Origin of the sequence: Actinoplanes sp. NPDC049548 (assembly GCF_040676695.1) — a bacterium.
In the GTDB taxonomy this organism is placed as follows: domain Bacteria; phylum Actinomycetota; class Actinomycetes; order Mycobacteriales; family Micromonosporaceae; genus Actinoplanes.
In genome coordinates this window covers 620,144-644,367 of sequence record NZ_JBFAPM010000001.1, presented here as the reverse complement: position 1 = coordinate 644,367, position 24,224 = coordinate 620,144, and the positions used below count along the sequence as shown (strand labels likewise).

Sequence of the window (24,224 nt, the reverse complement as noted above, 5' to 3'; positions counted from 1 at the left end):
GACGTCAGTCTTCGCCCCACGCCCGGGCACGGCGAGTCATTTAGCGGGCTCCGCCGGCTTCTCCGGCTCCACTGTCGCCGGCTCGGTCGCGTCCTCACAGGGCAGCGTCAGGTCCAGCGCGTCCAGGTCCTCGGCGCTGAGCAACCCCAGGTGCTGGTCGAGAAGGTTCTCCTCCTCCGGGGCGGTCTCGTCGCTGCACACGGCGCTGCGCCCGATCGGCGTGCACTCGGGGCCGCCACGTCCGCAGTCGCGGCCGGGACGGTGGCCGTCGTGGTGGCCGTCCCCGCCGCCGCGCCGGTCGCCGAACGCGATCACCCGGTGCGTCGGTTCCCGGGTGACGGTGGAGTCGAGCAGCCGCCGCGCGGTCTCCTTGGTCCCGGTGTAGGTCACCTCGTAGTGCAGCACCCGCTCGCCGGGCACGCCCGCGGTCTGCACGCGCTTGCTCCCGCGCGGCAGCGACGGGTCGCGGACCAGCATCGTGCGGAACGGGATGGTCTGTGTCTCGGAGATCCGCGCGATGCGGACGGCCGGACCCGCCGCGGCCGCGGCAGCGACCCGCTTGGTCGCCGTCGCTGTCGGCGCGGGCGCAGCGGGTGCTGTGGTCCGGCGAGGGCTACGCGTGGCGGTGCGGTCGGCCTCCCCGGGCCCGGAGCGGTCGGCGTCGATCGGCGGCACGTCGGCGTCCACGGCCTGGCCGATGCCGCCCTCGTCGGGTGCGGAGGGCTCGGCGGGCGCCTCCAGCGGCGCGGCGACCACGGCTTCCTGCTTGACGGCCGTGACCGGACGAGCCGGGCCGTCGCCGGTCACCGCGGCCACCCCGCCCGCCGTACCGGCGACCAGGGCGAGAACGCCGAGGCCTGCCGTGGCCATCCGGACGCCGAACGGCAGGCGGGCCCAGAATGACTTTCGCGGCATTTCGAGCAAATGCTGCCAGGAATCACTAGATGTCTGGTTTAGCACCCCAGCATTGTGCGGCTGCACGCGCGCAGCGCCAGCATCGAAGCCGTACTCGAAAGGATGACCGTGCCGCGACGGACGGGTATGTGACACCGTCCCGCCCCCGCACCTCCTGAGAATGCTGCGACACAGAGAACGACATCTGGAGGCACGGTGCGCAGAACGGTCAGCATCCTCGCGGCGGCGGCAGTGGCCCTCACCGGTTCCCTCGCGGCCGGCGATCCCGCCTCGGCGGCGACCCCCGCACTGCGGTTCCACGGCGCCCAGTACGACTCCCCGGGCACCGACAACCGCAGCGCCACCAGCCTCGACAACGAGTGGATCTCCCTCGTCAACAGCGGCAGCCGGGCGGTGAACCTCAGCGGCTACACGATCCGCGACGCGTCCAACCACGTGTACAGGTTCGGCGCCGTGTCGATCGCGGGCAACGGCGGCCGGCTCTGGCTGCACACCGGCAAGGGCTCGAACACCGGGAAGCACCGCTACTGGGGCAGCGGCAACTACGTGTGGAACAACACCGGCGACACGGCGTACCTGCGCAACGCGTCGGGCAAGCAGCTCGACAGCTGCTCGTGGAAGTCCAAGAAGAACCGCACCTGGGTGGCCTGCTGAGAGTTGCGGGCCCGCCCCCCGGCGGGCCCGCAACCGTCTCAGGCGGCGACCGGGGCGCGCAGCGGGGCGAGCGCCCTGCTCCACGCGACGACCTGGTCCAGCACGGTGGTCAGTGCGCCGGCCTGGTGCTCGCCCGGGTTGAACTGGCTGTAGTTGACGAAGTCGGTGGCCAGCGAGAGCGTCACCGCCGCGCGGACGTCGGCCATCATCAGCTCGCCGGCGATCAGCCGCAGGGACTCGATGGCCCGCGCGCCACCCACCGAGCCGTAGCCGACGAACCCGACGGCCTTGTTGTTCCACTCGGCGAAGAGGAAGTCGATCGCGTTCTTCAGCGCGCCGGAGGTCGCGTGGTTGTACTCCGGGGTGACCATCACGAAGCCGTCGAAGGAGGCGATCTTCGCGGCCCACGCCAGCGTGTGCGGCTGGGTGTACCGGGCCGCCGACGGCGGGATCGCCTCATCGAGGTGCGGCAGCTGGTAGTCGAGCAGGTCCACGAGCTCGAACTCCGCGTCGCTGCGCTGCTGCGCCTGCGCCAGCACCCACTTGGCGACGGCCTCGCCGTTGCGGCCGGGACGGGTGCTGCCGAGGATGATGCCGATCTTGGTCATGGATCAGGACTCCGATGTGTCGACGGGTTCTTGCTTCGTCAAGCAAATACCTGGCCGCTCACCGCTGTCAAGGTCGTACGATCAAAGTCATGCCCACCGCGCCGGCGCCCAAGCCCCTCAGCCAGGAGGAGCAGGCCGTCATGCGGGCGCTCGGCCGGATCATGCGGATGCTCCCCCGGATGCTCGACGCGGACCTCGAACGCGATCAACGCATGTCTCTCAGCGAGTACCAGGTTCTGCGCCACCTCTCCGAGACACCCTGCCGGGTCATGCGGATGAGCGAGCTCGCCGCCGCCGCGGACATGTCCCTGAGCGGCATGACCCGCCTGGTCGGCAGGCTCGAGTCGCTCGGCTTCGTCGAGCGGATCCGCTGCGAGGCCGACGGGCGCGGCGCCAACGCCGTCCTGACCGACGCCGGGCTCGCCCGCCTGCGCGAGGCCTGGCCCAGCCACCTGGCCAGCGTGCGCCGGCACATCTTCGACCACCTGGGCGACCTGGACCTGCCCCGGCTCGCCGCCGCGCTCGCCGCGATGACCGGCGACGGGCCGTCCGCGTGCGACGGCGCCGGCTGCGACGAGTGACAGGCCCCGGTTGACGTATTCCCTTATGGGTATACGATTGGCGCATGGCACGAGCGGCAACGACGACGGACGCGTTCAACGCGGTGGCCGAGCCCCGGCGACGGCAGATCCTCGACCTCCTGGCGCAGGGCGAACGCCCCGTCAACGACCTCGTCGAGCTGCTCGGACTCGCCCAACCCCAGGTCTCCAAGCACCTGCGCGTCCTGCGCGAGGTCGACCTGGTGCACGTCCGCGACGAGGGCCGGCAGCGGATGTACCGGCTCAACGCCGAACCGCTGCGGCCCATCCACGACTGGCTCCGCAAGTACGAGCAGGCCTGGAACACGCGGTTCGACCTCATGGACGACGTCCTCGAAGGGCTCAAGGAAGCGGAGACACGCGATGACGAGCACGACTAAGGGCACGGCGAAGGTCACCCTCCCCACCGACACGCAGATCCTCATCACGCGCGAGTTCAACGCGCCGGCCCGGCTGGTGTGGAAGGCGTACACCACCCCCGAGCTCATCAAGCGCTGGTGGAGCGGCGAGAAGGGCACGGTCACCAGCGCCGAGGTCGACCTGCGGGTCGGTGGCCGGTGGCGGTACGTGATGGAGGCGAACGGCGGCTTCGAGGTCGCCTTCCACGGGGAGTACCGCGAGATCCAGGAGCCCGGGCGGCTCGTCAACACCGAGGCGTACGAGGGCATCCCCGACCCGGACGGCAACGCGGCGCTGGTGACGACCACGTTCACCGAGAAGGACGGCCGGACGTTCATGGAGATGCTCAGCGAGCACCGCGACCGGGCCGGCCGCGACGCCGTGATCGCCTCCGGCATGGAGAGCGGCATGCAGGAGTCGATGGACGCGCTCGAGCGGGTGGCGGCGTCACTCGGCTGACGCGTACGGCAGGACGGGCGGCCCGGACCACGTCGAGAAGATGAGATGGGTCTGGACCCGCCCGACCTCCCGCCGCGCGGTGAACTCGTCGAGCACCAGCCGCTGCAGGTCCGCGCTGCTGCCGCAGGCCACGTGGACGATGAAGTCGTCCGCCCCGGTCACGTGGTGCAGCGCCCGGGTCTCCGGCAGCGACAGCACGTGCGCGACGAACGCATCGGCCACGCCCCGGGAATGCGGCTGCACCTGCACCATCAGCAGGGCCTCGACGTCACGCCCGACGGCCGCCGGGGAGACCTGCGCGGCGTAACCGGTGATCACGCCCGCCCGGCGCAGCCTGGCCACCCGGTCCAGGCAGGTCGACGGCGCCACGCCGACCGCCGCCGCGAGATCCTTGTTGGCCATCCGGCCGTCGTTCTGCAGCAGGCGCAGAATCGCGACATCAACCGGATCGAACTGCAGATCAACGCCCATACACCGAAGATAGTTCGGCGGATCACCCACCGGCCCGTCGCAGCTGGCGACACTCAGCCCATGGAGATTGCCACCCGGGCAGTGCACGCGGGGCGCCACGACCTGGTCGCCCTGGGGCTGCACGCCGTACCCCTGGACCTGTCGACGACCTACCCCGCGCGTGACACCCACGCCGAGGCCGCGCGGCTGGAGACGCTCGCCACCGGCGAGCGCATCCCCGGCCCACCGGTCTACGGCCGGGTGGGCAACCCCACCGTCGACCGCTTCGAGCAGGCGCTGGCCGAGCTCGAGGGCTGCGCCGACAGCGTGGCGTTCGCCAGCGGCATGGCGGCGCTGACCGCCTGCCTGATCGCGGTCGCCGCGGCCGGCACCCCGCACGTGGTCGCCGTCCGCCCGCTCTACGGCACCACCGACCACCTGCTCGCCTCGGGCCTGCTCGGCACCACCGTGACCTGGGCGACGCCGGAAACCGTGCGGGCGGCGCTGCGCGACGACACCGGCATGGTGATCGTCGAGTCGCCCGCCAACCCGACACTCGCCACGGTCGACCTCCGCGCGCTGGCCGACGCCTGCGGCGATGTCCCGCTGCTGGTGGACAACACGTTCGCGACGCCCGTCCTGCAACGGCCGGCCGAGTCGGGCGCCCGGATCGTGCTGCACAGCGCCACCAAGTTCCTCGGCGGCCACGGCGACGTGCTGGGTGGGGTGGTGGCCACCGGCGACGACTTCGCGCGGCGGCTGCGCCAGATCCGCTTCGCGACCGGCGCCATGCTCCACCCGCTGGCCGGTTACCTGCTGCTGCGAGGGTTGTCGACTCTTCCCGTACGGATGAAGGCGTCCTCGCAGACGGCCGCGACCCTGGCCGCCCGGCTGGCCGAACACCCGGCCGTGACGGAGGTCCACTACCCGGGCCTGGGCGCGCTGGTGGCGTTCGAGGTGACCGGCGACCCGCGGGCGGTGGTGGGAGCGGTCCGCCTGATCACCCCGGCCGTCAGCCTCGGCAGCGTCGACAGCCTCATCCAGCACCCGGCCTCCCTGACCCACGGCGTGATCGACGCCGAGTCCCGGGCCGAGGGCGGCATCAGCGACCGGCTGCTGCGCCTCTCGGTCGGCCTCGAGGATGTGGACGACCTGTGGACGGACCTCTCGAAGGCGCTTGCGATCATCGAGGGGTGACCGCCGACCGTGCCGCCCGGATCGCCTCCGAGCTCCTCGCCCCGGCGGTCCTGGTGGCCGGCCTCATGCTCGCGGTCGGCTGGCATGCCGGCGACACACCCGGCGTCTCCCGATGGTGGGGCCTGCCCGGCGCCGTCTTCGCGGCGGGCATCCCCCTGGCGTACGTCCTGCGAGGCGTCCGCACCGGCCGGCTCACCAACCACCACATCCCGGAACGCGAACACCGCCGCGTACCGCTGCTGTTCGGCATCGCATCGGTCACCGCCGGCCTGCTGGCACTGCTCCTGCTCGGCGCCCCCCGCGAGGTGCTGGCATTGCTGGCGGCGGGCGGCACCGGCCTGCTGGTGTTCACGCTGGTCACGCACTGGTGGAAGATGTCGATCCACGCCGGCGTGGCGGCCGGCACCGCCGCGACCCTCACCGCCGTCTACGGCCCGGCGGGACTGCTCAGCCTGCCCTTCGTGCTGCTCGCCTGCTGGGCCCGGGTCCGGCTGTCGGCGCACACGCCGGCCCAGGTCGTCGCGGGAGCGCTCGTCGGCGGACTCATCGCCGCCACCGTCTTCCCCGCCCTCCGCTGACCACGCCGTCCTCCACCTTGGCCCCGCACTGTCATGCTGAGTGACAGATGGACATCAGTCGGTTACTCGATGCGATGCCGGGAGTCACCTTGCCCGCACCACCGAAAGCCAGAACAGCTGCCGTCCTCCTCGGCGTCCTGTTCGCGGCGGCCTTGCTTCTCAGCTTCCCCGTCCTCGCTGTACGGCTGTCCGGCCATCGGCTGTCGTGGGACCGGATGGCGGATGTCGGCGACGCGTACGGTGGCGCGTCGGCCCTGCTCTCCGCCGCCGCACTATGCGGAGTCGGCGCATCTCTCGCCTTTCAACAGCGTCAGATCAGGCAGGAGATGGCGATGATCGAACGACAGCAGCATTTCGAGCTCGTGAAGCTGGGTCTCGACAACTTCGACCTGATGGCCGCCGTCGACGCCGATCTCGCGACCGCACCGCACGGGCGGCAGCAGGTCTACGCCAACCTGTTGATGAACTACTGGCTGTCCATGTGGGAACTCGGCGAGATCGACGACTGCGAGCTTCAAGACCTGACCACCGGCATGTTCCGCAGTGAGATCGCCCGCGCATGGTGGCGTACGCGGGGCGGCGACGGATGGATCGGCACGGTCACACACCCCCGTCGGCGGCGCTTCATCAGCATCGTCTCGGCCAGCTGCTCCGCGGAGGAAACATCCGCCGTACAGCCGGAGCCCTCCCCGGGACCGCCGAAGTGGCGGCGGTATGCCACCGGGGCGACCTCGCTGATCGTCGTGATCGCCGCCATCGGAATCAGTCGGCGGCTTCACCGGCCGGAGCGAGGTCGCCGCCCTTGACGGCCTCGATGAACTCGCGCCACCGGGAGGCGCGGAAGGACAATGCGGGTTGCTTCGGATTCTTGGAGTCACGGACCCGGACCACACCGCCGTCGACGGCGACCTCGACGCAATTGCTCTGCGCCAGAGACCTGCTGCTCTTGCGCCACACCACCGCTTCGTCCATGAGGCCCGCACGGTAGCGGACGAGACGCCTGATCGCTCCAGAAGAGCCAGTGCCGCACCGTGCGTGTCGCCCGGCCGAGGGGTTCATCGAACCTTTAAGCCGAGGCGAAGTGTCACACCGTCCCTCTACTGTGGCCGCCATGGTGAGAGGCATTCGCGCTTACGCCTACGGACTGGCGATCACTCTGCTGGCCGTGCTGGTGCCGCTGCCCGCGGCCGCCGCCGCGACCTACCCGGTCAAGCTGAGCATCAGCGCGACCGCCACACTCTCCAACCGTTTCCTGTACGTGTGGAACCGCAGCACCTGGAAGTACCACGTGGTGCAGGGCGACGGTGACAGCACCACCGGCTCGGTCGATCTGCCGCCCGGTGACTACCTCGCGGTGGCCCGCTACGGGTATTACCGCCAGCGCAACTATCTCCTCGTGCGCACCTTCAAGGTGAGCACCGCCGGGTTGACCGTCACCCTCGACGAGCGCGCCGCCAAGGAGACCGGCATCACCGCCGACGACACCACTGCCAAACGGGCGAACTCCGCCGCTTGGCTCACCGTGACCGGCGGTGACACGGTCGGCTTCACGGGTGGCGGGCCTGCGAAGAACTATGTGACGCCGTTCAGCGTGGCCGGCGTCTCACTGCGCCTGCACGAGCTGCTCACGAAGGCGGGGGCGTCGACCGCGGTGCCCAGTCCGTACCGGTATGACCTCTACCACGTCTTCACCACGACGGTGCCGGCGGCGCCGGTGGTCAAGGTGACCACCGGGCGGCTGGCGAAGACCGTGACGAGCCTGCGCGCGCAGGGCGTGACCACCTTCGGCGCGCTCGGCTCCGCGGTCAAGGGCGGCTGGAGTGGCTCCTATCTGGAGTCGCCCGTGCGGCTGCCCGGCACCGTCACCGAGTACGTCACGCCCGGCACCGCGCTGCAGCGCCGGCTGACATACGGAAGCGCCGGGAGCTATCTCGCGCTGCCCGACCGCACGCTCGCGGCCGGCACCGCGGCGGCGACCACCGCCGGCGCCGGGCCTTTCGCCCCCGGGCGCGGCGCTTCGGCCCGCACCGGCGGCACCGTCCGCGTCGACGAACCCGCCGCCTACGCCGATGCCGCCGGCAACGCGGGATACGACGCTCGGAGTGCGGAGCATCACGAGGCCACTGTCGAGGACGACGTCGTCCGGGTCGACCAGACGGTCACGCGAAAGGTGGCGTGGTCGCAGCTGTCGACGAAGGTACGCAGCGAGTGGACGGTCACCGCACCCGGCGACGGACCGCTGCCCCTGATCGACGCCGGCGTCACCGCCACCGGCCTGGACGCCCACAACCGCGCCGCCACCACCGTGCAGCTCACACCGGCGGCGCAGACGCGAGGCGGCGGCGCTGCCACGGTCACGGGCATCGAGTACTCGACCGACGACGGGGGCACCTGGACGACGCTCGGCGGCGCAACGCTGACCGTGCCGGCCTCCGCCGCGTTCATCTCGTTGCGGCTCACCGCCGAGAACGACCGGGGCGGGCGCTTACGCCGTACCGTCATCCGGGCCTTCGCCGGACCGGCGAGCCCGCCGGACCAGACCGCGGGAGCGACCAGGATCGCCGCGGTCACCGTCAACGGCGGCAAGGACCTGACCTTCGGCACGTCGGGCGGCAGGTCGTTCACGACGACCTTCACCGCGAGCGACCCCTCGGGCATCGCCGACGGCGACGCGTACCTCTACCACGGCTCCTACCAGACCCCCGACGGCGTGATCCTCGGCAACGGCCCGGCCGACTGCGTCAAGTCCAGCGACACCACATCGGTGTGCACCGCCCGCTTCACGATGGACGTGCGCGTGGACGCGGCGAAGAACGCGCTCGCGGGCGCGTGGAAGGTCGCCGCCTGGGCCCGGACCACGGACGGCAGCGGCTTCACCGACCGCCACACCGCCGGCACGGCCACTCTCCAGCGCCTCACCAAGCTGACCGCCGACGCCACGCCCGAGCCGGTGAAAAAGGGCAAGACCCTCACGATCGCGGGCACGCTCACCCGGGCCGGCTGGGAGACGTGGACCTTCCAGGGGTACGCCGGCCGCACCGTGACCCTGCAGTACCTGAAGTCGGGCACGGCCACCTGGAAGACGGTCAAGACGGCGAAGACCGACACCAACGGCAAGCTCAAGACGACCGTGGCGGCATCCGCTGACGGCTCCTACCGGTGGACCTGGCCGGGTGACACGACCTCGGCCGCGGTGACGAGCGGAGGTGACTACGTCGACGTGCAGTAGATCGCCATTCGTACCGTCGGGACATGAACACCTACGTACGAGCAGTCGGCGCCGCGGCGCTGCAGGGCCTGCTGACCGGCGTGTGGGTCGCGGCCGGAGAGCTCCCGCCCGCCAAGCGCAGGCTGAGCCGAGCGGGCGCGGTCGTCACCCTCTCCGCCGTGGCCTCGATCCGCGACTGGGCCTTCACCGACGACCCCCGCGACCGCCAGCCCTCCCCACGCCGCAGCCCCGACCCGGCCATTTCCTCACCCCCGGCCACTTCCCCACCCCCGGCAGCCTCGTCACCCCCGGCCGTCCCCGCTCCCTCCGCTGCCTTGGGTTCCGCTGATGCGCCGCTGCCCATCAGCAAGAAAAGCCTCATCGTCACGGGCGCCGGTATCGCCCTGTCCGTGGGCACGATGATCGGCGGCCGCAAGCTGGAGAAGCGCTGGCTGGCGGCCCTGCACCGGGACGGCCACCCGCACCCGCACCGGGCGCTCGCCGTACGGATGGGCCTGCTGTCCTTCGCGGCCACCCTGCCGCGCCGTCTCATCCGGGTGCGCGAATCCCGTTGACCTCGACCCCGGTTGAGGTCCTACGTTGCAGCGATGACGGGAATCCTCCAGCGCCCCTACGCCCTGACCACGATCGGCGCCTGGAGTCTCGTCTTCCTGTCCGCGTTCGAGGCCCTCGCGGTGACGACGATCATGCCGGAGGTCACCGCCGACCTGAACGGCCGCAGCCTCTACGCCCTGGCCTTCTCCTCGGTGATGGCCGCCGGCGTCGTCGGCATGGTCGCGTTCGGCTCGTGGGCCGACCGGCGCGGGCCGGCCGTACCGTTGCTGGTCGCGATCCTGCTCTTCGCCGCCGGCCTGGCGGTCGCGGGCACGGCCACGACGATGCCCACCTTCGCCGCGGGCCGGGTCCTGCAGGGCCTGGGCGCGGGCGGTGAGACGGTCGCCCTGTACGTCCTGGTCGCCCAGGTCTACCCGGCGGCCCTGCACATCAAGATCTTCGGCGCCTTCGCGTCCGCGTGGGTGCTGCCGTCGATGGTCGGCCCGTTCGTGGCCGGCCTGGTCGCCGACGCCCTCAGCTGGCACTGGGTCTTCCTCGGCGTCATGCTGCTCGTGGCGGTGGCCACCGCGCTCGTGCTGCCGGCGCTACGCGGCCGGGACCGTCCCGCGCCGGATCGCGTCCCGGCCACCGCGGACGACGCCCGGCGTGTGGCCCGCGCCGCCGTCGTCGCGGTCAGCGCGGTGGCTCTCAGCTCCCTGGGCGACCTCGAGCGCGCACCGGCCTGGCTGCTGGCGGCCGCATCCCTCGCCGTGATCGCGGTCGCCCTGCATCCCCTCGTACCGGCGGGCACGTACCGTATCCGCCCCGGCCTGCCGGCGGCGGTCGCCCTCTGCGCGACCGCCGGCGGGGTCTTCTTCGGTACGGAGGTCTACCTTCCCCTCCTGCTGCACGACCGGTACGGCCTACCCACCTGGCTCTCCGGCATCACGCTGACCGCCGCCGCGCTGGCGTGGGCGCTGGCATCCGCGGTGCAGGCCCGCCTCGCCGAACGAGCGAACCCGGCCGTCTGGCTCCGAACCGGCGCGGCCCTGCTCACGGGCGGCGCCGCGGTCGAACTGGTGACCGCGTGGCTGCACCTGCACCCCGTGATCGCGGCGCTGGGCTGGTTCGCCGCCGGCGCGGGCATGGGCACCCTGTACCCGCGGATCAGCACCCTGGTACTGGCGTACTCGGCCGAGGGCGAGCAGGGCTTCAACACGGCGGCGAAGAGCATCACGGACGCGGTCGGCGGAAGCGGCTCCCTGGCGGTGGCCGGGCTCCTCTTCGGCCTGGCCCCGTTCCTCGGCCCGTTCGCCTTCACCACGCTCCTCGGCATCCTGACGATGCTGGTAGCCGCCCGAGTCGTGGCGCCGCAGCCCGCGCTCGTCTCTTAGAGGAAGAACTCCGGGTCGAAGGTGTCGAGCGGCAGAATCCGCACCCGCGGCAGCACACTGGTGAAGCAGTGCGCGTCGGCCTCGAGATCGAAGAGCTCCAGCCCGTCGTCGACCAGATCGCTGAACCCGGCATTGAAGAACTCGGGGAACCCGACGATCCCCACCCGCCGGTCGTCGTCGTCCAGCAACCGGGTCAGATGCGGCAGGAAGTCACCGTCGTGGCTCGCCAGCAGCACGTCCCCACGCCGCCGCCGGATCGCATCGAGCGTCCGCTGGATGCCGATGTCCACCACCTTCTGCCCGGGCCCGCCGGCCAGCGGAATGGGCCGATACTCCATGGCCTGCAGCGCCCGGATGAACGGCGTCGGCAACTGCCCCGACGAGGCGTTCAGAAAGAACAGCGCCTTCACGGGCTGAGCCCAAGCCTCCGCAGCGAACGACCGCAGGCGCTCCCACCGCGGCCGCTCATCCGAGTTGGGCCGGCGCTCGAGGATCTGCTGCCCCAGGGTCGAGTCGATGTTCTCCCCGTCGATGATCAGATAGGTGACGGAGTCGCTCGAGTCGCCCATGGTCGCACCTCAGCCTTCGTAGATCGATCAGAGCAGGCTATGCCGTCGGGGCGCTCCCCGCTGCGCGGCGGTCACCTCAACCCCCCAGCCGCCAGAACGTCGGCCGCCACCAGTACAGGACCGTGCGGTCGTCGGGCCAGGGGCGCTCCTGGTCGCCGGGCCTTTCGAACGAGTCGCGCGCGTCGTCGACCGGCCGCCAGCCGTCGTCGGCACGGTCGCCGACTCCCGGTCCGCGCACGTTCTTGACGAAACGCTCCTCCATCGCCCCGAACCGTATGAAGTTCTGCTGGGAATCACGCAACGAGGGGCGATTGGCGCCGCCGCTGTAGTCCGGCCAGCGAAGCTGGACGAGATCGTCCTCCCAGAAGCAGATCGGACAGATGTCGTACGATCCCGGCGGCTCGGAGAATGCAAGGTACCCACAACAAGGACAGGGATAGTGCTCTTTCACGCCGGACATGATCGCAGGGCGCGGCTCCACGTGAAGCCAAAGCTTGCTTGCCTCAGCAAGCAAGGCCATCATCACCGAGTGCTACGGTAACTCCATGACCGCGGTGCCCGAGTGGATGCGCCCGCCTCGGCCTGAGGGGTGGTTCGCTGAAGACCTCGACCACCTTCCCGAAGCGCCGCGTCACACTGAGCTGATCGACGGAGCACTCGTCTTCATGATGTCCCCCCAGCGGTCCTGGCATGCTCGGCTCGTCACCGCGTTGGTGCTCTCTCTCGCAGAACAGGCGCCGGCAGGCATCGAGGTCGAGCGCGAGATGACGATCCGCCTCGACGAACGTAACCGCCCGGAGCCGGACCTCCTCGTCACGACGGCGCCTTATGACCCGGACCGCACCTTCTTCACGCCTGATCAGCTGCTCCTGGTCGTCGAGGTGGTCTCGCCGGAGTCAGCGCACCGCGATCGCAAGGTCAAGGTTCGCAAGTATGCGGAAGCGTCCATCCCGACCTACTGGCGTGTCGAAGACGAGGACGGGTCGCCCGTCGTCCACTCGTACGAGCTCGACGGGCCTACCCTGTCCTACGCGCCGACCGGAATTCACCGCCATGATCTCCGGAGTACTCAGCCGTTCCCGATAGAACTTGACCTTGACAGGTTGGTTCCCGGCCGGAAGGCCTGAGCAAGGTCACGGGGCTAGACGTTGAAGCGGAACTCCACCACGTCGCCGTCCTTCATGATGTAGTCCTTGCCCTCCATGCGGACCTTGCCGGCCGCCTTCGCCGCTGCCATCGAGCCTGCCGCGACCAGGTCGTCGTAGCTGACGATCTCGGCCTTGATGAAGCCGCGCTGGAAGTCGGAGTGGATGACGCCGGCGGCCTCCGGGGCCGTGGCGCCCACCGGGATGACCCAGGCGCGGGCTTCCTTGGGACCGGCCGTCAGGTACGTCTGCAGGCCCAACGTCTGGAAGCCGACCCGGATGAGCTGGTTGAGGCCGGGCTCGGTCTGGCCGGTCGACTCGAGGAGCTCCATCGCCTCGTCCTCGGGGAGGTCGATCAGCTCGGACTCGATCTTCGCGTCCATGAAGATGGCCTCGGCCGGTGCTACGAGGGCGCGCAGCTCGTCCAGGAACGCGGCGTTGCCGAGCTCCGCCTCGTCGACGTTGAAGACGTACAGGAAGGGCTTGACCGTCAGCAGGTGCAGCTCGGCCAGCTGGTCGAGGTCGATGCCCGCCGCCTTGGCGCCCGCGTAGAGGGTGGTGCCGTCGTTGAGGAGCTTGAAGGCGGCCTCGGCAGCGGCGACCGCCGGGGCGCGGTCCTTCTTGAGCTTGGCTTCCTTCTGCAGGCGGGGCAGGGCCTTCTCCACCGTCTGCAGGTCGGCCAGGATCAGCTCGGTGTTGATCGTCTCGATGTCGTCGGCCGGGGAGACCTTGCCGTCGACGTGCAGGACGTTGGGGTCCGAGAAGGCGCGGACGACCTGGCAGATGGCCGAGGCGTCGCGGATGTTCGCCAGGAAGGCGTTACCGCGGCCCTGGCCCTTCGAGGCGCCGCGGACCAGGCCGGCGATGTCGACGAACGAGACCGGGGCCGGGATGACCTTCTCGCTGGCGAACAGCTCGGCCAGCTTGGTCAGCCGCTCGTCGGGCAGGCCCACGACGCCGACGTTGGGCTCGATCGTCGCGAACGGGTAGTTCGCGGCGAGCACGTCGTTCTTGGTCAGGGCGTTGAAGAGGGTGCTCTTGCCGACGTTGGGCAGGCCGACGATCCCGATGGTAAGGCTCACGACAGACCAGTCTACGGGCCGGTGCGGTCAGACCTTGAGCCCTAGGTGAGGGCGGGGGCTAGGTGGCCAGGTTGATCAGCACTTCGAGCGCCACTCCACCGCCCAGGACGATGACCAGTACGCGTAGCAGGTGGCTGAGCCGGGCCGGCTGACCTTCCGGAACGATCTCGAAGGCCGGCAGGAACAGGGCCAGGCCGACCGATACTGCCGTCGCGACCACGAAGGCGAGGACGCCGGTGGCCGCCTTCGGACCGATGTCGGGGCCCACGGCGAGGGCGACGAGAAGTCCGACAAGGGCCGAGTCGATCATTCCCATGACACAGGCGAACGTGCGCAGCAGCCAGGTTCGGGAGGGAATCCAGCGCCTCTGGTATCTCCCGGCCTTCCGTTCGAGGTCCGCTGCGGTGCTGTCGATCCAGATCCAGTTGGTGTCCGCGGCCGACATCGACATGGCGAGCCCCTGCCGGTCCAGCTCGACGCGAACTTCCCGGTGGAGCTCGCCGCCTGGGCCGGTGCAACGCGCGATACCGAGCACCTTCTTGGTCCGCCACCTCAGTTGTTCCTCGAGGTCGGCCAACGAGACCGTCTCCTTCGACCGGCTTTCCTCGACACTGACGACCACTTCGCAAACGCACGCGGCAGCGGAGTTTCCGGAGACCTGAGCGTGCCTGAGCTCATACAGAGACGCCTCCGCCGCTTTGATCAACTCGCAGAGCTGCCCTGCCGTGCCGAACCATGGCGTCGGGAGCAACCGCCGCGTCTTCCATATACCGCTCATCGTGGACGTCCCGGGGGGAGGCGCTACATGTGTCGAAACTCCGAGCAGACGGTCTTCCGCTGCCTACATCGCTGTGTGCCAGACGGCGCTGACACCGAGGTGCGCGAAAGCGTCCACGGGATCGTCGAGAGCGGGCAGACCGCTCAGGAAACGCCGCCACAGGTCGAGGTCGTCCTGCCATGCCGCGAGGTACCGGACGCAGAAGGCCGGGTCGATGATCTGGCAGCGGCCGCGGGCGACCTTCAGCGCCCGCACCATACGCCGGTGCCGGTCGTCCTGGCGGCGGTTGCCGAGCTGGGCCAGGATCTCGTCGATCATCGCGATCCGGTCCGCGAGGAACGCCTTCCAGTAGTCGGCGTCGGCGGCGAGCGCGGGCCGTTCGCGATCGGACAGCGCGAGAAGTCCTTCCGCCAGGCAGTCGCCGAACTCCTGGGAGCGGGCCCGGTCCGGCGACAGGTACGGGTCGTACTCGCGCTGGCTCACCTTCCCGCAGAGCGCGACCCGCTCGACGGACCGCCGGCCGACGAGGAAGAACCAGTCCTCGTTGTAGATCGTCGGGAAGAACGGCGTGCGGGGGTTCACCCGTACGGCCATCGCACCGCCCCCGACGAATGTGTCCTGCCGCATGCCCACCGCTCGCCGGGCGTGACAGACGACGGAGTTGTCCGGGTAGCCGACGTTCTCCAGCGCCGCCACGTTGTGGTCGCGCAGCAGCCCACCCGCCGTGCGGATCGCCTCGGGTCCCAGGTCGGTGATGTCGTCGTCGACGAACGCGACGCTCCGCCAGCGGAGCATGCGAGCGACGGCGAGTCCCACGTTGCGCTTCACACTGACGTCGTTGGTGCGGCTGAGGTGTCGGTGCGCCGAGAGCAACCGGTCGGACTCGAATGCCGGCAGGCGGACGTCCGCCAGGTCGACCGCGATGAGCTCCGCGCCGAGAGCCTCGGCCCGCTCGCACACCTCCCGGGCGGAGGACCACTTGCCGCTGCAGAGAGCCACCACCGGACGGCCCAGCTCGCGGCCGAGGATGAGCGAGTCGCGCATGGCGGCCGGGTGGCGGACGGTCGGGACGACCACCGCGGCGACGTCGTCCGGTTCGACCGGGCTGGGGTGGATCAGCAGCCGGCGGTGTGAGGGCCGGTGGCCGACCGGTGGCGCGGGTGCCACGGCACGGCGGGCCTGTGAGAGGGCGGCGGTCATGTGCTCTTCGACCATTCGTGCAGGACAGTGCCGTCCCGGGTCCAGTCGGGAGTGATGACCTCGCCGGCCACGATGCTCGCGCGTGCCAGGATGCTGTAGGTGTCGTCCGCCGAGTACCGGGCTTCGATGTACGCACGGTTGCGGTCACGGAACCGCGGGTCGGTCAAGGTGCGCACCGCGGCGTAGGTTCCCCGGCCGTAGTTGCCGTTGCAGATGGTCACTGTCCTCTTCCGGTTGAAGGGGTTCGGCCCGCGGCAGAACTGGGCGACGTCCTCGACCAGCCGCTGATGCGGCGGATCGCCCTCCAGCTGCGACCGGAACACCTGCGGCCGTCCGCCTTCTCCGGGAGCGCGGAACGACCCGACGTCCGGGTCGTCGCCCAGCACACCCTCCCGCCTGTCCTGAGCCACCGGCAGGTCTAACGCCCGCATCACCCGGCGGGTCATCGGGTTCCAGTCGACTCCTCCGAGCAGCACCAGGTGGTTGGTGACGTCCTCCTGTGTCAAGGAGTCGGCGAGCCGGCGGTTGACCGTGACCCCCGGGTTGGCGGCGTAGACGTGCCCGTACAGCTCCATCAGCGCGTCGAGGTCGGAGTACGAGTACAGCTCCACGTAGTCGGGACTCTCCGGCGACGTGTAGATCTCGCTGGCGCGCAGGTCCTCGGGCAGCCGGGCGCAGACCAGGGTGACCGGTGAATGGTCAGGGAAATGCCACATGCCCTCCCACGGCGACCGGGTGATGAGCTCCTCCGGCGCACCGCCGGCGGCTCCACCGGGGCGCAGGTTCCGCAGCTCGGCCAGCAGGGCGAGGTAGCGGTCCCGTTCCTCGTCGGTGAGGTCCGCCTCGGGCAGGAGCCGCGCTCTCCCGTTCGCCGCGGAACGCTGCGACGCGAAGAACCGGGCAAGATCCTCGAGCCGGGAGTCGGGCGGGACGGCCTTGCCGTGCTCCCACGACGACACGAGGGGCGTGCTGACCCCGATGGCGTGCGCGAGCAGCTTCTGCGGCACGGGGTCGCCGCCGAACCCGTCCATGCGGAGCTGCCGCAGCCGCACGGCCATCCCGCCTGGAGCCATCGGTCAGCCCTTCAGTCCACTTCAGCCTACGCCCTGAACCCACGCCGTCGCCGAGAGTCGCACAGTCCGCCGATATCCGCCCCGTGAACGGGATGAAACTACTCATTCAGCGTGCGAGGGCGTACGGATCTCAGGAAGGCATATTGCTTCAGTTGTGGGCTGAAGTTTAGCTTCAAGGCAGAAGGTTGACTGAACTGTGATTTTCAGCAGCCGAAGGGGGTCATCCGATGCCCGACTTCCCGTTCTGCGCGCGTACTGCCCGCGCCCCGCCCGCATCGACGCGAGGCCTGCACAGCAACACACCCCCGGTGGCCGCCGGAGGTGTGTCTGGTTCAGCAACCCTTCCGCTAACCGGCAGAAAGAAGTCACCAGTGCTCACCCTAACCCCGGGTTCATCACTCGGAAAGTCGACCTTTCTCCTGACCGCGACCCCGCCGGACGACCACGGCAACGGCATGCTGATCGTCATCGCGCTGATGTTCACCGTCACCGTGATCATGCTCGGCCTGCTACGCGCCGCGATGGCGCCGGTGGCCGATGTGGTGTGGGCCGTCGTCAAGGGACTTGCCGCGTTCGTGCTCGCGTTCGCGGTGCTGATCCTGCTGGTCGTCGCGTTCGCGTTGTCGACGTAGTGGACGGCCGCCCCGGTGCGGGGCCGGCGTCGTCCCGGCACGGCGCACGCCGGTCCCGGATCGACGGACGCGCGTCCATTGGGCACGATGGCCGTGTGGGGGGACTCGACGGGCTGCGCATCACCCGCGCCGGCCCCGCGGACCTGGACGGCCTGGGCCGGGTGTTTCCTCCGTTGGATGCGTACTACCGCGAACGCGGCAGGGACCGCGCCGGCGGCATCCTGCTGGTGGCCCGGGTCGGCCACCGCCCGGTCGGCGCGGTCTTCGTGTCGACGCGGCCGGCGCACGAGCCGGAGATCGTCCGCCGGCTGGGCTCCGTGCCGATGCTGCACAAACTCATGGTCGACGAGGCGCTGCGCGACCGGCGCGTGGGGACCCGGCTGATCCGCACCGCCGAGTGCGCACTGCGCCGGTCGGGCCATCGACGGGTCGCGGTCGGCGTCGACATCGGCAACCTCGGAGCCGCGCGGCTCTATCGGCGCCTGAGCTACCGGGAGTGGCCGTGGGGGCTGCTCGACACCGTACGCGAGAACGTGGACGACACGGGCAAGGTCGTCATCGTGCCCGACGTCTGTCGCGTCTTCGTGAAGATCCTCTAGGAGGACAGGCCCAGCGGGTTGTCCGCCAGCGCCCGCAGCTGGGCCGCCGCGGTCGTGCCCGGCCGCATCGCGTCCGCCAGCGCCCGCAGCTCCTTCTCCGGCAGCAGCGGGGTGCCGATGCCGCGCAGCGGGATGGTCACGCTTCGCCCGCTGTCCGGGTCCCGGGCGATGATCTGCGGCACGTGTTCGACGGATGCACGGGGCGTGCCGACGTGGTGGCGCAGGGTGTAGGAGCCGGCCGAGACCTCCGCCGTCGCCAGGTCAACCTTCTTGGTACGCAGCGCGCTCCGCACCGACACCACCGTCCCGTCCAGCCACGCCGCCGTCCGCACGGACTTGAGCGCGATGTAGAGGCCGAGCAGGAACACCGGGATGCCGACGAGGCCGATCAGGCGGATCGGTCCGAAGCCGTCGTCGAAGGAAAGCCAGCCGCCGCCGGACACGCAGTCGCGGACCTCCGGGGGCAGCAGCTCCGGCGGGATGCCGGACACCTCGTCGGCCGACGGGCACGAGTCGTCCCGGTGCCAGAAGCCCTCGAACACGAGCGGCAGCAGCGCGAAGGCCACCCCGGCCGCGGCGAACACCAGGCCGAACAGGGTGCCGAACGCCTTTGCGGCCGGCGGCGCGCCGATGGAGATCCTCATGGCCGCAGCATAGAGGGGGAACGCTCATGTCCGAATCCCGCCAGCCAAGGGGTCGGCGGCGGGAGGAGACTCGTCGGCATGGAGTTGGACTTCGAGCGGTGCTACCGGGCCGTCGACAGCCGTGACCAGCGCTTCGACGGCTGGTTCTACACGGCCGTACGGACCACCGGCATCTACTGCCGCCCGTCGTGCCCGGCAGCCACACCCAAACGGGAGAACGTCACGTTCTACCCCAGCGCGGCGGCCGCCCAGCGCGGCGGCTTCCGGGCCTGCCGCCGGTGCCGGCCCGACGCCGCGCCCGGCTCGCCCGAGTGGGACGTCCGCGCCGACGTGGTGGGGCGTGCCATGCGGCTCATCGCCGACGGGGTCGTCGACCGGGAGGGCGTACCGGGGCTCGCCGGCCGGCTCGGCTACACCGAGCGGCACCTCCACCGCATGCTCACCGCCGAGCTCGGGGCCGGGCCGCTCGCCCTGGCCCGGGCCCAGCGCGCGCAGACCGCGCGGATCCTCATCGAGACGACCGACCTCGGCCTCGCCGAGATCGCGTTCGCTGCGGGTTTCGGCAGCGTGCGGCAGTTCAACGACACCATCCAGGAGGTGTACGCACGCTCACCCGGCGGACTGCGCGAACACCGTTCGGCACGACGAACGGAGGCGGGAACGATCTCGTTGCGGCTCGCGTACCGGTCGCCGTTGCACGCGGTGGCACTGCTGAGCTTCCTGGGCGCCCGAGCCCTCCCTGGCGTCGAGGAACGCGACGGGGCGACGTACCGCCGGGGGTTGTATCTGCCGCACGGAAGCGCGACCGTCGCGCTGACCCCGGCCGACCGCTTCGTCTCCGCGACGTTGCGGCTGTCGGACGTGCGGGATCTGGCGCCCGCGGTGGCCCGCTGCCGCCGGCTGTTCGATCTGGACGCGGATCCGGTCGCCGTCGACGGCACGCTGGGTGCCGATCCCGCGCTCACCGCGCAGATCCAGACCGAGCCGGGGGTACGCGTACCCCGCGCGGTCGACGGCTTCGAGATGGCGGTACGGGCGATCGTCGGCCAGCAGGTCTCGGTCTCCGGCGCCCGCACCACGCTGAGCCGCCTGCTGGGGCCGGCAACCCCCGGTGAGCTGCACGGCTTCCCCACCGCCGAAGCCGTCGCCGCCCTGCCCGACGACGCGTTCCGGATGCCGGCCGCCCGCCGGGCCACCATCCGGGCGCTGGCCGAGGCGGTCGCCGACGGCAAGCTGGACCTGGAACCCGGCGCCGACCGGGAAGAGTCGGTTGCCCGGCTGCTGGAGCTTCCGGGCGTCGGCGCGTGGACCGCCGGATACGTGGCGATGCGCGCGATCGGCGACCCCGACGTCCTCCTCCCCACCGACGTGGCGGCCCAGCGCGGCGCGAAGGCGCTCGGCCTGCCGCACACCCCCAAGGCGCTGGAGGCGCACGCCGAACGCTGGCGGCCCTGGCGCTCGTACGCCCTGATGAGACTCTGGAGATCAGCATGATGTGGTCCACGACCCTCGACACCCCGGCCGGCCCGTTCACGTACGTCGTCAGCGAGGCGGGCGCTGTGCGCGCTGCCGGGTTCACCTCTGATGTGGGTGAGCTGCTTCCCCTCGTACACAAGGATCTGCGGGAGGAGACGCGGCCCGCAGCGTCGCCGGGAGCGGTGGGTGACGCGATCCGGTCCTATCTGGACGGCGACCTGACGGCGATCGACGAGGTGGTGGTCGAGCAGCACACCGGCGGGCCGTTCCTGGCCCATGCCTGGCGCGTCATGCGGGACATCAAGCCGGGGGCGCCGGTGACTTACACGGGGTTCGCGGAGCTGGCGGGACGGCCCTCGGCGATCCGCGCGGCGGCTACGGCGTGCGCCCGTAACGCGGTGGCGTTGTTCGTGCCGTGCCATCGGGTGCTGGGCACGGACGGGACGCTGCGCGGATACCGGTGGGGTCTCGGGGTGAAAACGTGGCTGCTGGAGCACGAACAGGGCCGTAGCATCACCGCATGACTGATACGGGAAGGACCGCGCGCGCCGGTCTGCCCGAGCGGCCGTCTTTGGACGGGCTCGAGGAGAAGTGGGCGCGCCGCTGGCAGGAGGAGGGCACGTATGCGTTCGACCGCTCGAAGGAGCGCGCCGACGTATACGCGATCGACACCCCTCCCCCGACCGTATCGGGCGAGCTGCACATGGGGCACGTCTTCTCCTACACGCACACCGACACCGTCGCGCGGTTCCAGCGGATGCGCGGCAAGACCGTCTTCTACCCGATGGGCTGGGACGACAACGGGTTGCCGACCGAGCGGCGGGTCCAGAACGTCTACGGCGTCTACTGCGACCCGTCGCTGCCGTACGACGCGCAGTGGCAGCCGCCGGCCAAGCCGCCCAAGCCGGCTGTTGCCGTTTCCCGGCGCAACTTCGTGGAGCTGTGCACCAGGCTGACCGCCGAGGACGAGAAGGCGTTCGAGGCGTTGTGGCGGCGGCTGGGGTTGTCGGTCGACTGGGCGATGACGTACACGACCATCGGGCCGAAGGCGCAGGCCGTCTCGCAGCGGGCGTTCCTGGACAACCTTGCGCGCGGGGAGGCGTACACGTCGGAGGCGCCGACGCTGTGGGACGTCGGGTTCCGGACGGCCGTCGCGCAGGCCGAGATCGAGGATCGGGAGCGGGCCGGTGCGTACCATCGGTTGCGTTTCCACGGCCCGGACGGGCCGGTCGAGGTCGACACGACGCGGCCCGAGCTGCTTCCCGCCTGCGTCGCGCTGGTCTGTCACCCGGACCACCCGCTGGTGGGCAAGGCCGCCCGCACGCCGTTCTTCGACGTCGAGGTTCCCGTGTACGGGCACGCGCTCGCCGATCCCGACAAGGGTACGGGCATCGCCATGGTCTGCACCTTCGGCGACCTGACCGACGTGATCTGGTGGCGTGACCTGGGCCTGACGACCCGCGTGGTGCTCGGGCGCGACGGGCGCTTCCTGCCGGACCGGCCGGCCGGCGTTCCCGAGGCGGCGTACGCGCAGTTCGCGGGCCTGACCGTCAACGCAGCCAGGCGGGAGATCGTCCGGATCCTGGGCGAGACCGGTGACCTGCTGGGCGAGCCGCGGCCGATCACACACCCGGTCAAGTTCTACGAGCGGGGCGAGTCGCCGCTGGAGATCGTCACCAGCCGGCAGTGGTTCATTCGCAACGGTGGCCGGGATGCGGATCTGCGCGACGCGCTGCTGGCTCGGGGCCGTGAGCTGCGCTGGTTCCCGGAACACATGCGACACCGCTATGACCATTGGGTCGGCGGGCTCACCGGGGACTGGCTGATCAGCCGGCAGCGTTTCTTCGGCGTGCCCATCCCGGTCTGGTACCGGCTCGACGACGCTGGCGAGCCGGACTACGGCCAGCCTCTCATACCGGACCTTTCGGCGTTGCCTGTCGACCCTTCTTCGGAGTGTCCGCCGGGCTTCGACGAGTCCCGGCGCGACGTCCCCGGCGGTTTCACGGCCGACCCGGACGTCATGGACACCTGGGCGACGTCCTCGCTGACCCCGCAGATCGTCGGCGGCTGGGGGACCGACGAGGAGTTGTTCGCGAAGGTCTTCCCCATGGACCTGCGGCCGCAGGGGCAGGAGATCATCCGGACCTGGCTGTTCTACTCGGTCGTGCGCTCGGCGTTCGAACACGGCACGCTGCCGTGGCACACGACGGTGCAGTCCGGCTGGATCCTCGACCCGGACCGCAAGAAGATGTCGAAGTCCAAGGGCAACGTCGTCACGCCGATGGACCTGCTCGAGCAGAGCGGCTCGGACGCGGTCCGCTACTGGGCCGCGAACGGGCGGCCGGGCGCGGATCTGGCGTTCGACCCGGCGCAGATCAAGGTCGGACGGCGGCTCGCCACGAAGCTGCTGAACGCCTCGCGGTTCGCCCTCGGGCTGGGCGCGGCGGACGCGTTGCGGCAGCCGGTCACCGCCGAGCTCGACCGGGCCGCGCTCGCCCGGCTCGCCACGGTGGTCGAGCAGGCCACGACCGCCTTCGACGGGTACGACCACACGACCGCGCTCGCCGCCACCGAGGCATACTTCTGGACGTTCTGCGACGACTACATCGAGCTGGTCAAGGACCGGGCGTACGCAGCGGGCCCCGGCGGCGACTCGGCGCGGGCCGCCCTCGCCGCGGGCTTGTCGGTGCTGCTGCGGTTGTTCGCGCCGTTCCTGCCGTACGCGACGGAGGAGATCTGGTCGTGGTGGCGCTACGGCTCGGTGCATCGGGCGACCTGGCCGACGAAGTACGAGCTGCTGCGGGTCGCGCCCGACGGTGACGCGGGCCTGCTCGACCTCGCCGGGGACGCGCTGCGGCAGGTCCGGCGCGCGAAGTCGGACCGCAAGCTGTCGATGAAGGCCGACGTGCCGCTCGCCGAGGCCCTCGGGCCGGCGGCGCTGCTCGACCGGCTGGCGCTGGTCGAGGGGGACCTGCGGGCGGCGGGCCGGGTCGGCAAGCTGGACATGCTCCCGGACCGGACGCCGGAGCTCGTCATCGCCTGCGCCTTCTGACATGCGTCGCGTTCGCTTCCACTCGCACGGTGGTCCGGAGGTGCTGCGCCTGGAAACGGCTCCGGACCCGGAGCCGGGTCCCGGTGAGCTGCTGGTACGGGTCGAAGCCATCGGCGTCACGCTTCCCGGGGTACGCGCTACCCGCAACCCGCGGACCCCGCTGCCGGGCGTGCTCGGCGGCGAGGTCGCGGGCGCCGTGGTCGCGTCCGGCCCCGGCGTCGAGGGCTTCGCTCCCGGCGACCGTGTCACGGCGCTGAGCTTCACCGGTTCGTACGCGGAGCTGGCGACCGTGCCGGCGGCGATGGCCTCCCGGATCCCGGACGGGGTGACGGCGGTCGAGGCCGTCGCCCTGGTCCGCAGCGGGCACGTCGCGCTGGCGGCGCTGGCCACCGCGGCTCTCCGGCCGGACGAGTCCGTGCTGGTCACCGGGGCGGCGAGCGGGGTCGGGCACCTGCTGGTCCAGCTGGCCCGGGGCCGGCGGGTGGTCGCCGCCGCCGGTTCCCCGGCCAAGGCCGCTTTCCTGCGGGAGCTCGGCGCTGACGAGGTCGTCACGTACGACGCGGTTCCCGCGCTGACGGACGGCGTGGACGTGGTGCTCGACGCCGTGGGCGGGGATCTGCTGCCGGACTTCCTCGGCGCGCTCGTGCCCGGCGGACGGCTGGTGTTCTTCAACTCCGGCGGCGGGACCGTGCCGGCGTACGAGCTGCTGGCCGGCTCGAAGACGATCACCGGGCTGACCATGCGCCGGTTCGCGGCCACCCAGCCGGACCGGTACGCGGACCACGAGGCCCGGCTCTGGCGCATGCTGGCCGCCGGTGAGCTGCGTCCCGTCGTCCACGCGGAGTTCCCGCTCGAGGAGGCCGCCGCCGCCCACGCGGTCATCGAGGCCCGGGAGAACCTCGGCAAGGTCGTCCTGCGCCCCGCCTGAGAGCCGCGAGTTCGCCCAACCGGGGCGTGC

Annotated in this window: 28 protein-coding genes; 17 read left to right on the top strand and 11 right to left on the bottom strand. The window is 70.9% G+C overall.

The genetic code is table 11. The features are described from left to right. Positions 1 to 36: 36 nt before the first annotated feature. On the bottom strand, positions 37 to 915 hold the full coding sequence (locus AB0J80_RS03060) for a G5 domain-containing protein (protein WP_364699654.1): 879 nt from the start codon (positions 913 to 915) through the stop codon (positions 37 to 39). 195 nt (positions 916 to 1,110) lie between these two features. Between AB0J80_RS03060 and AB0J80_RS03055 the strand changes: the two genes are divergently transcribed. Continuing rightward, entirely contained in the window at positions 1,111 to 1,569 is a 459-nt protein-coding gene (locus tag AB0J80_RS03055) for a lamin tail domain-containing protein (protein WP_364699651.1), read from the top strand. A 38-nt stretch (positions 1,570 to 1,607) separates the two neighbouring features. On the opposite strand, the gene AB0J80_RS03050 is transcribed toward AB0J80_RS03055, so the two are convergent. Next, positions 1,608 to 2,177, bottom strand: a complete 570-nt coding sequence (locus tag AB0J80_RS03050) for an NAD(P)H-dependent oxidoreductase (protein WP_364699649.1) — start codon at positions 2,175 to 2,177, stop codon at positions 1,608 to 1,610. Between the two features lie 89 nt (positions 2,178 to 2,266). On the opposite strand from AB0J80_RS03050, the gene AB0J80_RS03045 reads away from it, so the two are divergent. Genes AB0J80_RS03045 through AB0J80_RS03035 form a run of 3 tightly spaced genes read left to right on the top strand, consistent with a single transcriptional unit; the run spans position 2,267 to position 3,634 of the window. Continuing rightward, complete coding sequence (locus AB0J80_RS03045; protein ID WP_364699647.1) at positions 2,267 to 2,758, top strand: MarR family winged helix-turn-helix transcriptional regulator; 492 nt, start codon at positions 2,267 to 2,269, stop codon at positions 2,756 to 2,758. A 44-nt stretch (positions 2,759 to 2,802) separates the two neighbouring features. After that, positions 2,803 to 3,156, top strand: coding sequence for a metalloregulator ArsR/SmtB family transcription factor (locus AB0J80_RS03040; protein ID WP_364699645.1), 354 nt, complete (start codon positions 2,803 to 2,805; stop codon positions 3,154 to 3,156). Next, a complete protein-coding gene (locus AB0J80_RS03035; RefSeq protein ID WP_364699642.1) occupies positions 3,140 to 3,634 on the top strand; it encodes an SRPBCC family protein in 495 nt (164 codons plus the stop codon). Before AB0J80_RS03040 ends, AB0J80_RS03035 begins: the two co-directional genes overlap by 17 nt. On the opposite strand, the gene AB0J80_RS03030 is transcribed toward AB0J80_RS03035, so the two are convergent. Beyond that, on the bottom strand, positions 3,623 to 4,105 hold the full coding sequence (locus AB0J80_RS03030) for an Lrp/AsnC family transcriptional regulator (protein ID WP_364699640.1): 483 nt from the start codon (positions 4,103 to 4,105) through the stop codon (positions 3,623 to 3,625). The genes AB0J80_RS03035 and AB0J80_RS03030 overlap by 12 nt on opposite strands. A gap of 60 nt (positions 4,106 to 4,165) precedes the next feature. Between AB0J80_RS03030 and AB0J80_RS03025 the strand changes: the two genes are divergently transcribed. From AB0J80_RS03025 to AB0J80_RS03015, 3 genes are read left to right on the top strand one after another with little or no spacing between them, the layout of a single operon-like run. Next, positions 4,166 to 5,281 carry an aminotransferase class I/II-fold pyridoxal phosphate-dependent enzyme gene (locus AB0J80_RS03025; RefSeq protein WP_364699638.1) on the top strand — a complete coding sequence of 372 codons (1,116 nt, stop codon included), beginning with the start codon at positions 4,166 to 4,168 and terminating at the stop codon, positions 5,279 to 5,281. After that, complete coding sequence (locus AB0J80_RS03020; protein WP_364699636.1) at positions 5,278 to 5,859, top strand: phosphoesterase PA-phosphatase; 582 nt, start codon at positions 5,278 to 5,280, stop codon at positions 5,857 to 5,859. The genes AB0J80_RS03025 and AB0J80_RS03020 overlap by 4 nt, the downstream gene beginning before the upstream one ends. Positions 5,860 to 5,906: 47 nt before the next feature. Continuing rightward, positions 5,907 to 6,665, top strand: coding sequence for a DUF6082 family protein (locus AB0J80_RS03015; protein ID WP_364699634.1), 759 nt, complete (start codon positions 5,907 to 5,909; stop codon positions 6,663 to 6,665). Here the strand turns inward: AB0J80_RS03015 and AB0J80_RS03010 are convergent. After that, positions 6,622 to 6,831, bottom strand: a complete 210-nt coding sequence (locus AB0J80_RS03010) for a DUF397 domain-containing protein (protein ID WP_364699632.1) — start codon at positions 6,829 to 6,831, stop codon at positions 6,622 to 6,624. The genes AB0J80_RS03015 and AB0J80_RS03010 overlap by 44 nt on opposite strands. A gap of 139 nt (positions 6,832 to 6,970) precedes the next feature. On the opposite strand from AB0J80_RS03010, the gene AB0J80_RS03005 reads away from it, so the two are divergent. Genes AB0J80_RS03005 through AB0J80_RS02995 form a run of 3 tightly spaced genes read left to right on the top strand, consistent with a single transcriptional unit; the run spans position 6,971 to position 11,016 of the window. Continuing rightward, complete coding sequence (locus AB0J80_RS03005) at positions 6,971 to 9,088, top strand: hypothetical protein (RefSeq protein WP_364699630.1); 2,118 nt, start codon at positions 6,971 to 6,973, stop codon at positions 9,086 to 9,088. 23 nt (positions 9,089 to 9,111) lie between these two features. Then, on the top strand, positions 9,112 to 9,642 hold the full coding sequence (locus AB0J80_RS03000) for a hypothetical protein (protein ID WP_364699627.1): 531 nt from the start codon (positions 9,112 to 9,114) through the stop codon (positions 9,640 to 9,642). A gap of 33 nt (positions 9,643 to 9,675) precedes the next feature. After that, complete coding sequence (locus tag AB0J80_RS02995) at positions 9,676 to 11,016, top strand: MFS transporter (RefSeq protein ID WP_364699624.1); 1,341 nt, start codon at positions 9,676 to 9,678, stop codon at positions 11,014 to 11,016. On the opposite strand, the gene AB0J80_RS02990 is transcribed toward AB0J80_RS02995, so the two are convergent. Then, positions 11,013 to 11,585 carry an NYN domain-containing protein gene (locus AB0J80_RS02990; protein ID WP_364699621.1) on the bottom strand — a complete coding sequence of 191 codons (573 nt, stop codon included), beginning with the start codon at positions 11,583 to 11,585 and terminating at the stop codon, positions 11,013 to 11,015. The genes AB0J80_RS02995 and AB0J80_RS02990 overlap by 4 nt on opposite strands. A gap of 76 nt (positions 11,586 to 11,661) precedes the next feature. After that, positions 11,662 to 12,108 (bottom strand): CPCC family cysteine-rich protein, encoded by a 447-nt coding sequence (locus AB0J80_RS02985; protein ID WP_364700167.1) that lies wholly within the window; start codon positions 12,106 to 12,108, stop codon positions 11,662 to 11,664. Positions 12,109 to 12,130: 22 nt separating this feature from the next. Between AB0J80_RS02985 and AB0J80_RS02980 the strand changes: the two genes are divergently transcribed. Then, positions 12,131 to 12,712: a Uma2 family endonuclease gene (locus tag AB0J80_RS02980; RefSeq protein ID WP_364699619.1), complete on the top strand. Its 582-nt coding sequence runs from the start codon at positions 12,131 to 12,133 to the stop codon at positions 12,710 to 12,712. Positions 12,713 to 12,726: 14 nt separating this feature from the next. On the opposite strand, the gene ychF is transcribed toward AB0J80_RS02980, so the two are convergent. The 4 genes from ychF to AB0J80_RS02960 all read right to left on the bottom strand — a co-directional run bounded on the left by ychF (position 12,727) and on the right by AB0J80_RS02960 (position 16,863). Continuing rightward, a complete protein-coding gene (ychF, locus tag AB0J80_RS02975) occupies positions 12,727 to 13,812 on the bottom strand; it encodes a redox-regulated ATPase YchF (protein WP_364699617.1) in 1,086 nt (361 codons plus the stop codon). 58 nt (positions 13,813 to 13,870) lie between these two features. Beyond that, the gene (locus tag AB0J80_RS02970; protein WP_364699615.1) at positions 13,871 to 14,518 is read right to left on the bottom strand and encodes a hypothetical protein; all 648 of its coding nucleotides are present in this window, start codon (positions 14,516 to 14,518) and stop codon (positions 13,871 to 13,873) included. Between the two features lie 135 nt (positions 14,519 to 14,653). Then, positions 14,654 to 15,805, bottom strand: coding sequence for a hypothetical protein (locus AB0J80_RS02965; protein ID WP_364699613.1), 1,152 nt, complete (start codon positions 15,803 to 15,805; stop codon positions 14,654 to 14,656). Further along, positions 15,787 to 16,863, bottom strand: a complete 1,077-nt coding sequence (locus AB0J80_RS02960) for a helix-turn-helix transcriptional regulator (RefSeq protein WP_364699611.1) — start codon at positions 16,861 to 16,863, stop codon at positions 15,787 to 15,789. Before AB0J80_RS02960 ends, AB0J80_RS02965 begins: the two co-directional genes overlap by 19 nt. Before the next feature lie 371 nt (positions 16,864 to 17,234). On the opposite strand from AB0J80_RS02960, the gene AB0J80_RS02955 reads away from it, so the two are divergent. Next, complete coding sequence (locus AB0J80_RS02955) at positions 17,235 to 17,495, top strand: hypothetical protein (protein ID WP_364699606.1); 261 nt, start codon at positions 17,235 to 17,237, stop codon at positions 17,493 to 17,495. Positions 17,496 to 17,590: 95 nt separating this feature from the next. Beyond that, positions 17,591 to 18,094 (top strand): GNAT family N-acetyltransferase, encoded by a 504-nt coding sequence (locus tag AB0J80_RS02950; RefSeq protein WP_364699604.1) that lies wholly within the window; start codon positions 17,591 to 17,593, stop codon positions 18,092 to 18,094. Here the strand turns inward: AB0J80_RS02950 and AB0J80_RS02945 are convergent. Further along, complete coding sequence (locus tag AB0J80_RS02945) at positions 18,091 to 18,738, bottom strand: hypothetical protein (RefSeq protein WP_364699602.1); 648 nt, start codon at positions 18,736 to 18,738, stop codon at positions 18,091 to 18,093. The two genes, AB0J80_RS02950 and AB0J80_RS02945, sit on opposite strands and share 4 nt — an antisense overlap. A gap of 78 nt (positions 18,739 to 18,816) precedes the next feature. On the opposite strand from AB0J80_RS02945, the gene AB0J80_RS02940 reads away from it, so the two are divergent. From AB0J80_RS02940 to AB0J80_RS02925, 4 genes are read left to right on the top strand one after another with little or no spacing between them, the layout of a single operon-like run. Continuing rightward, complete coding sequence (locus AB0J80_RS02940; protein WP_364699600.1) at positions 18,817 to 20,232, top strand: AlkA N-terminal domain-containing protein; 1,416 nt, start codon at positions 18,817 to 18,819, stop codon at positions 20,230 to 20,232. Next, positions 20,229 to 20,738: a methylated-DNA--[protein]-cysteine S-methyltransferase gene (locus tag AB0J80_RS02935; RefSeq protein WP_364699597.1), complete on the top strand. Its 510-nt coding sequence runs from the start codon at positions 20,229 to 20,231 to the stop codon at positions 20,736 to 20,738. The genes AB0J80_RS02940 and AB0J80_RS02935 overlap by 4 nt, the downstream gene beginning before the upstream one ends. Further along, positions 20,735 to 23,266: a valine--tRNA ligase gene (gene valS, locus AB0J80_RS02930; protein ID WP_364699595.1), complete on the top strand. Its 2,532-nt coding sequence runs from the start codon at positions 20,735 to 20,737 to the stop codon at positions 23,264 to 23,266. The genes AB0J80_RS02935 and valS overlap by 4 nt, the downstream gene beginning before the upstream one ends. Before the next feature lies 1 nt (position 23,267). Next, on the top strand, positions 23,268 to 24,194 hold the full coding sequence (locus tag AB0J80_RS02925; protein ID WP_364699593.1) for a zinc-binding alcohol dehydrogenase family protein: 927 nt from the start codon (positions 23,268 to 23,270) through the stop codon (positions 24,192 to 24,194). Positions 24,195 to 24,224: the final 30 nt, after the last annotated feature.

Excerpts from the sequence above, each read along its gene's own strand:
- AB0J80_RS03000 (WP_364699627.1), top strand. The coding sequence starts at position 9,112 with ATGAACACCTACGTACGAGCAGTCGGCGCCGCGGCGCTGCAGGGCCTG.
- AB0J80_RS03010 (WP_364699632.1), bottom strand. The coding sequence starts at position 6,831 with ATGGACGAAGCGGTGGTGTGGCGCAAGAGCAGCAGGTCTCTGGCGCAG.
- AB0J80_RS02935 (WP_364699597.1), top strand. The coding sequence starts at position 20,229 with ATGATGTGGTCCACGACCCTCGACACCCCGGCCGGCCCGTTCACGTAC.
- AB0J80_RS02980 (WP_364699619.1), top strand. The coding sequence starts at position 12,131 with ATGACCGCGGTGCCCGAGTGGATGCGCCCGCCTCGGCCTGAGGGGTGG.
- AB0J80_RS02945 (WP_364699602.1), bottom strand. The coding sequence starts at position 18,738 with ATGAGGATCTCCATCGGCGCGCCGCCGGCCGCAAAGGCGTTCGGCACC.
- AB0J80_RS03015 (WP_364699634.1), top strand. The coding sequence starts at position 5,907 with ATGGACATCAGTCGGTTACTCGATGCGATGCCGGGAGTCACCTTGCCC.
- AB0J80_RS02990 (WP_364699621.1), bottom strand. The coding sequence starts at position 11,585 with ATGGGCGACTCGAGCGACTCCGTCACCTATCTGATCATCGACGGGGAG.
- AB0J80_RS03025 (WP_364699638.1), top strand. The coding sequence starts at position 4,166 with ATGGAGATTGCCACCCGGGCAGTGCACGCGGGGCGCCACGACCTGGTC.
- AB0J80_RS02965 (WP_364699613.1), bottom strand. The coding sequence starts at position 15,805 with ATGGTCGAAGAGCACATGACCGCCGCCCTCTCACAGGCCCGCCGTGCC.
- AB0J80_RS03035 (WP_364699642.1), top strand. The coding sequence starts at position 3,140 with ATGACGAGCACGACTAAGGGCACGGCGAAGGTCACCCTCCCCACCGAC.
- AB0J80_RS03030 (WP_364699640.1), bottom strand. The coding sequence starts at position 4,105 with ATGGGCGTTGATCTGCAGTTCGATCCGGTTGATGTCGCGATTCTGCGC.
- AB0J80_RS02960 (WP_364699611.1), bottom strand. The coding sequence starts at position 16,863 with ATGGCTCCAGGCGGGATGGCCGTGCGGCTGCGGCAGCTCCGCATGGAC.
- AB0J80_RS03040 (WP_364699645.1), top strand. The coding sequence starts at position 2,803 with ATGGCACGAGCGGCAACGACGACGGACGCGTTCAACGCGGTGGCCGAG.
- AB0J80_RS02985 (WP_364700167.1), bottom strand. The coding sequence starts at position 12,108 with ATGATGGCCTTGCTTGCTGAGGCAAGCAAGCTTTGGCTTCACGTGGAG.
- valS (WP_364699595.1), top strand. The coding sequence starts at position 20,735 with ATGACTGATACGGGAAGGACCGCGCGCGCCGGTCTGCCCGAGCGGCCG.
- AB0J80_RS02940 (WP_364699600.1), top strand. The coding sequence starts at position 18,817 with ATGGAGTTGGACTTCGAGCGGTGCTACCGGGCCGTCGACAGCCGTGAC.
- AB0J80_RS02995 (WP_364699624.1), top strand. The coding sequence starts at position 9,676 with ATGACGGGAATCCTCCAGCGCCCCTACGCCCTGACCACGATCGGCGCC.
- AB0J80_RS03050 (WP_364699649.1), bottom strand. The coding sequence starts at position 2,177 with ATGACCAAGATCGGCATCATCCTCGGCAGCACCCGTCCCGGCCGCAAC.
- AB0J80_RS02925 (WP_364699593.1), top strand. The coding sequence starts at position 23,268 with ATGCGTCGCGTTCGCTTCCACTCGCACGGTGGTCCGGAGGTGCTGCGC.
- AB0J80_RS03005 (WP_364699630.1), top strand. The coding sequence starts at position 6,971 with ATGGTGAGAGGCATTCGCGCTTACGCCTACGGACTGGCGATCACTCTG.
- AB0J80_RS03045 (WP_364699647.1), top strand. The coding sequence starts at position 2,267 with ATGCCCACCGCGCCGGCGCCCAAGCCCCTCAGCCAGGAGGAGCAGGCC.
- AB0J80_RS03060 (WP_364699654.1), bottom strand. The coding sequence starts at position 915 with ATGCCGCGAAAGTCATTCTGGGCCCGCCTGCCGTTCGGCGTCCGGATG.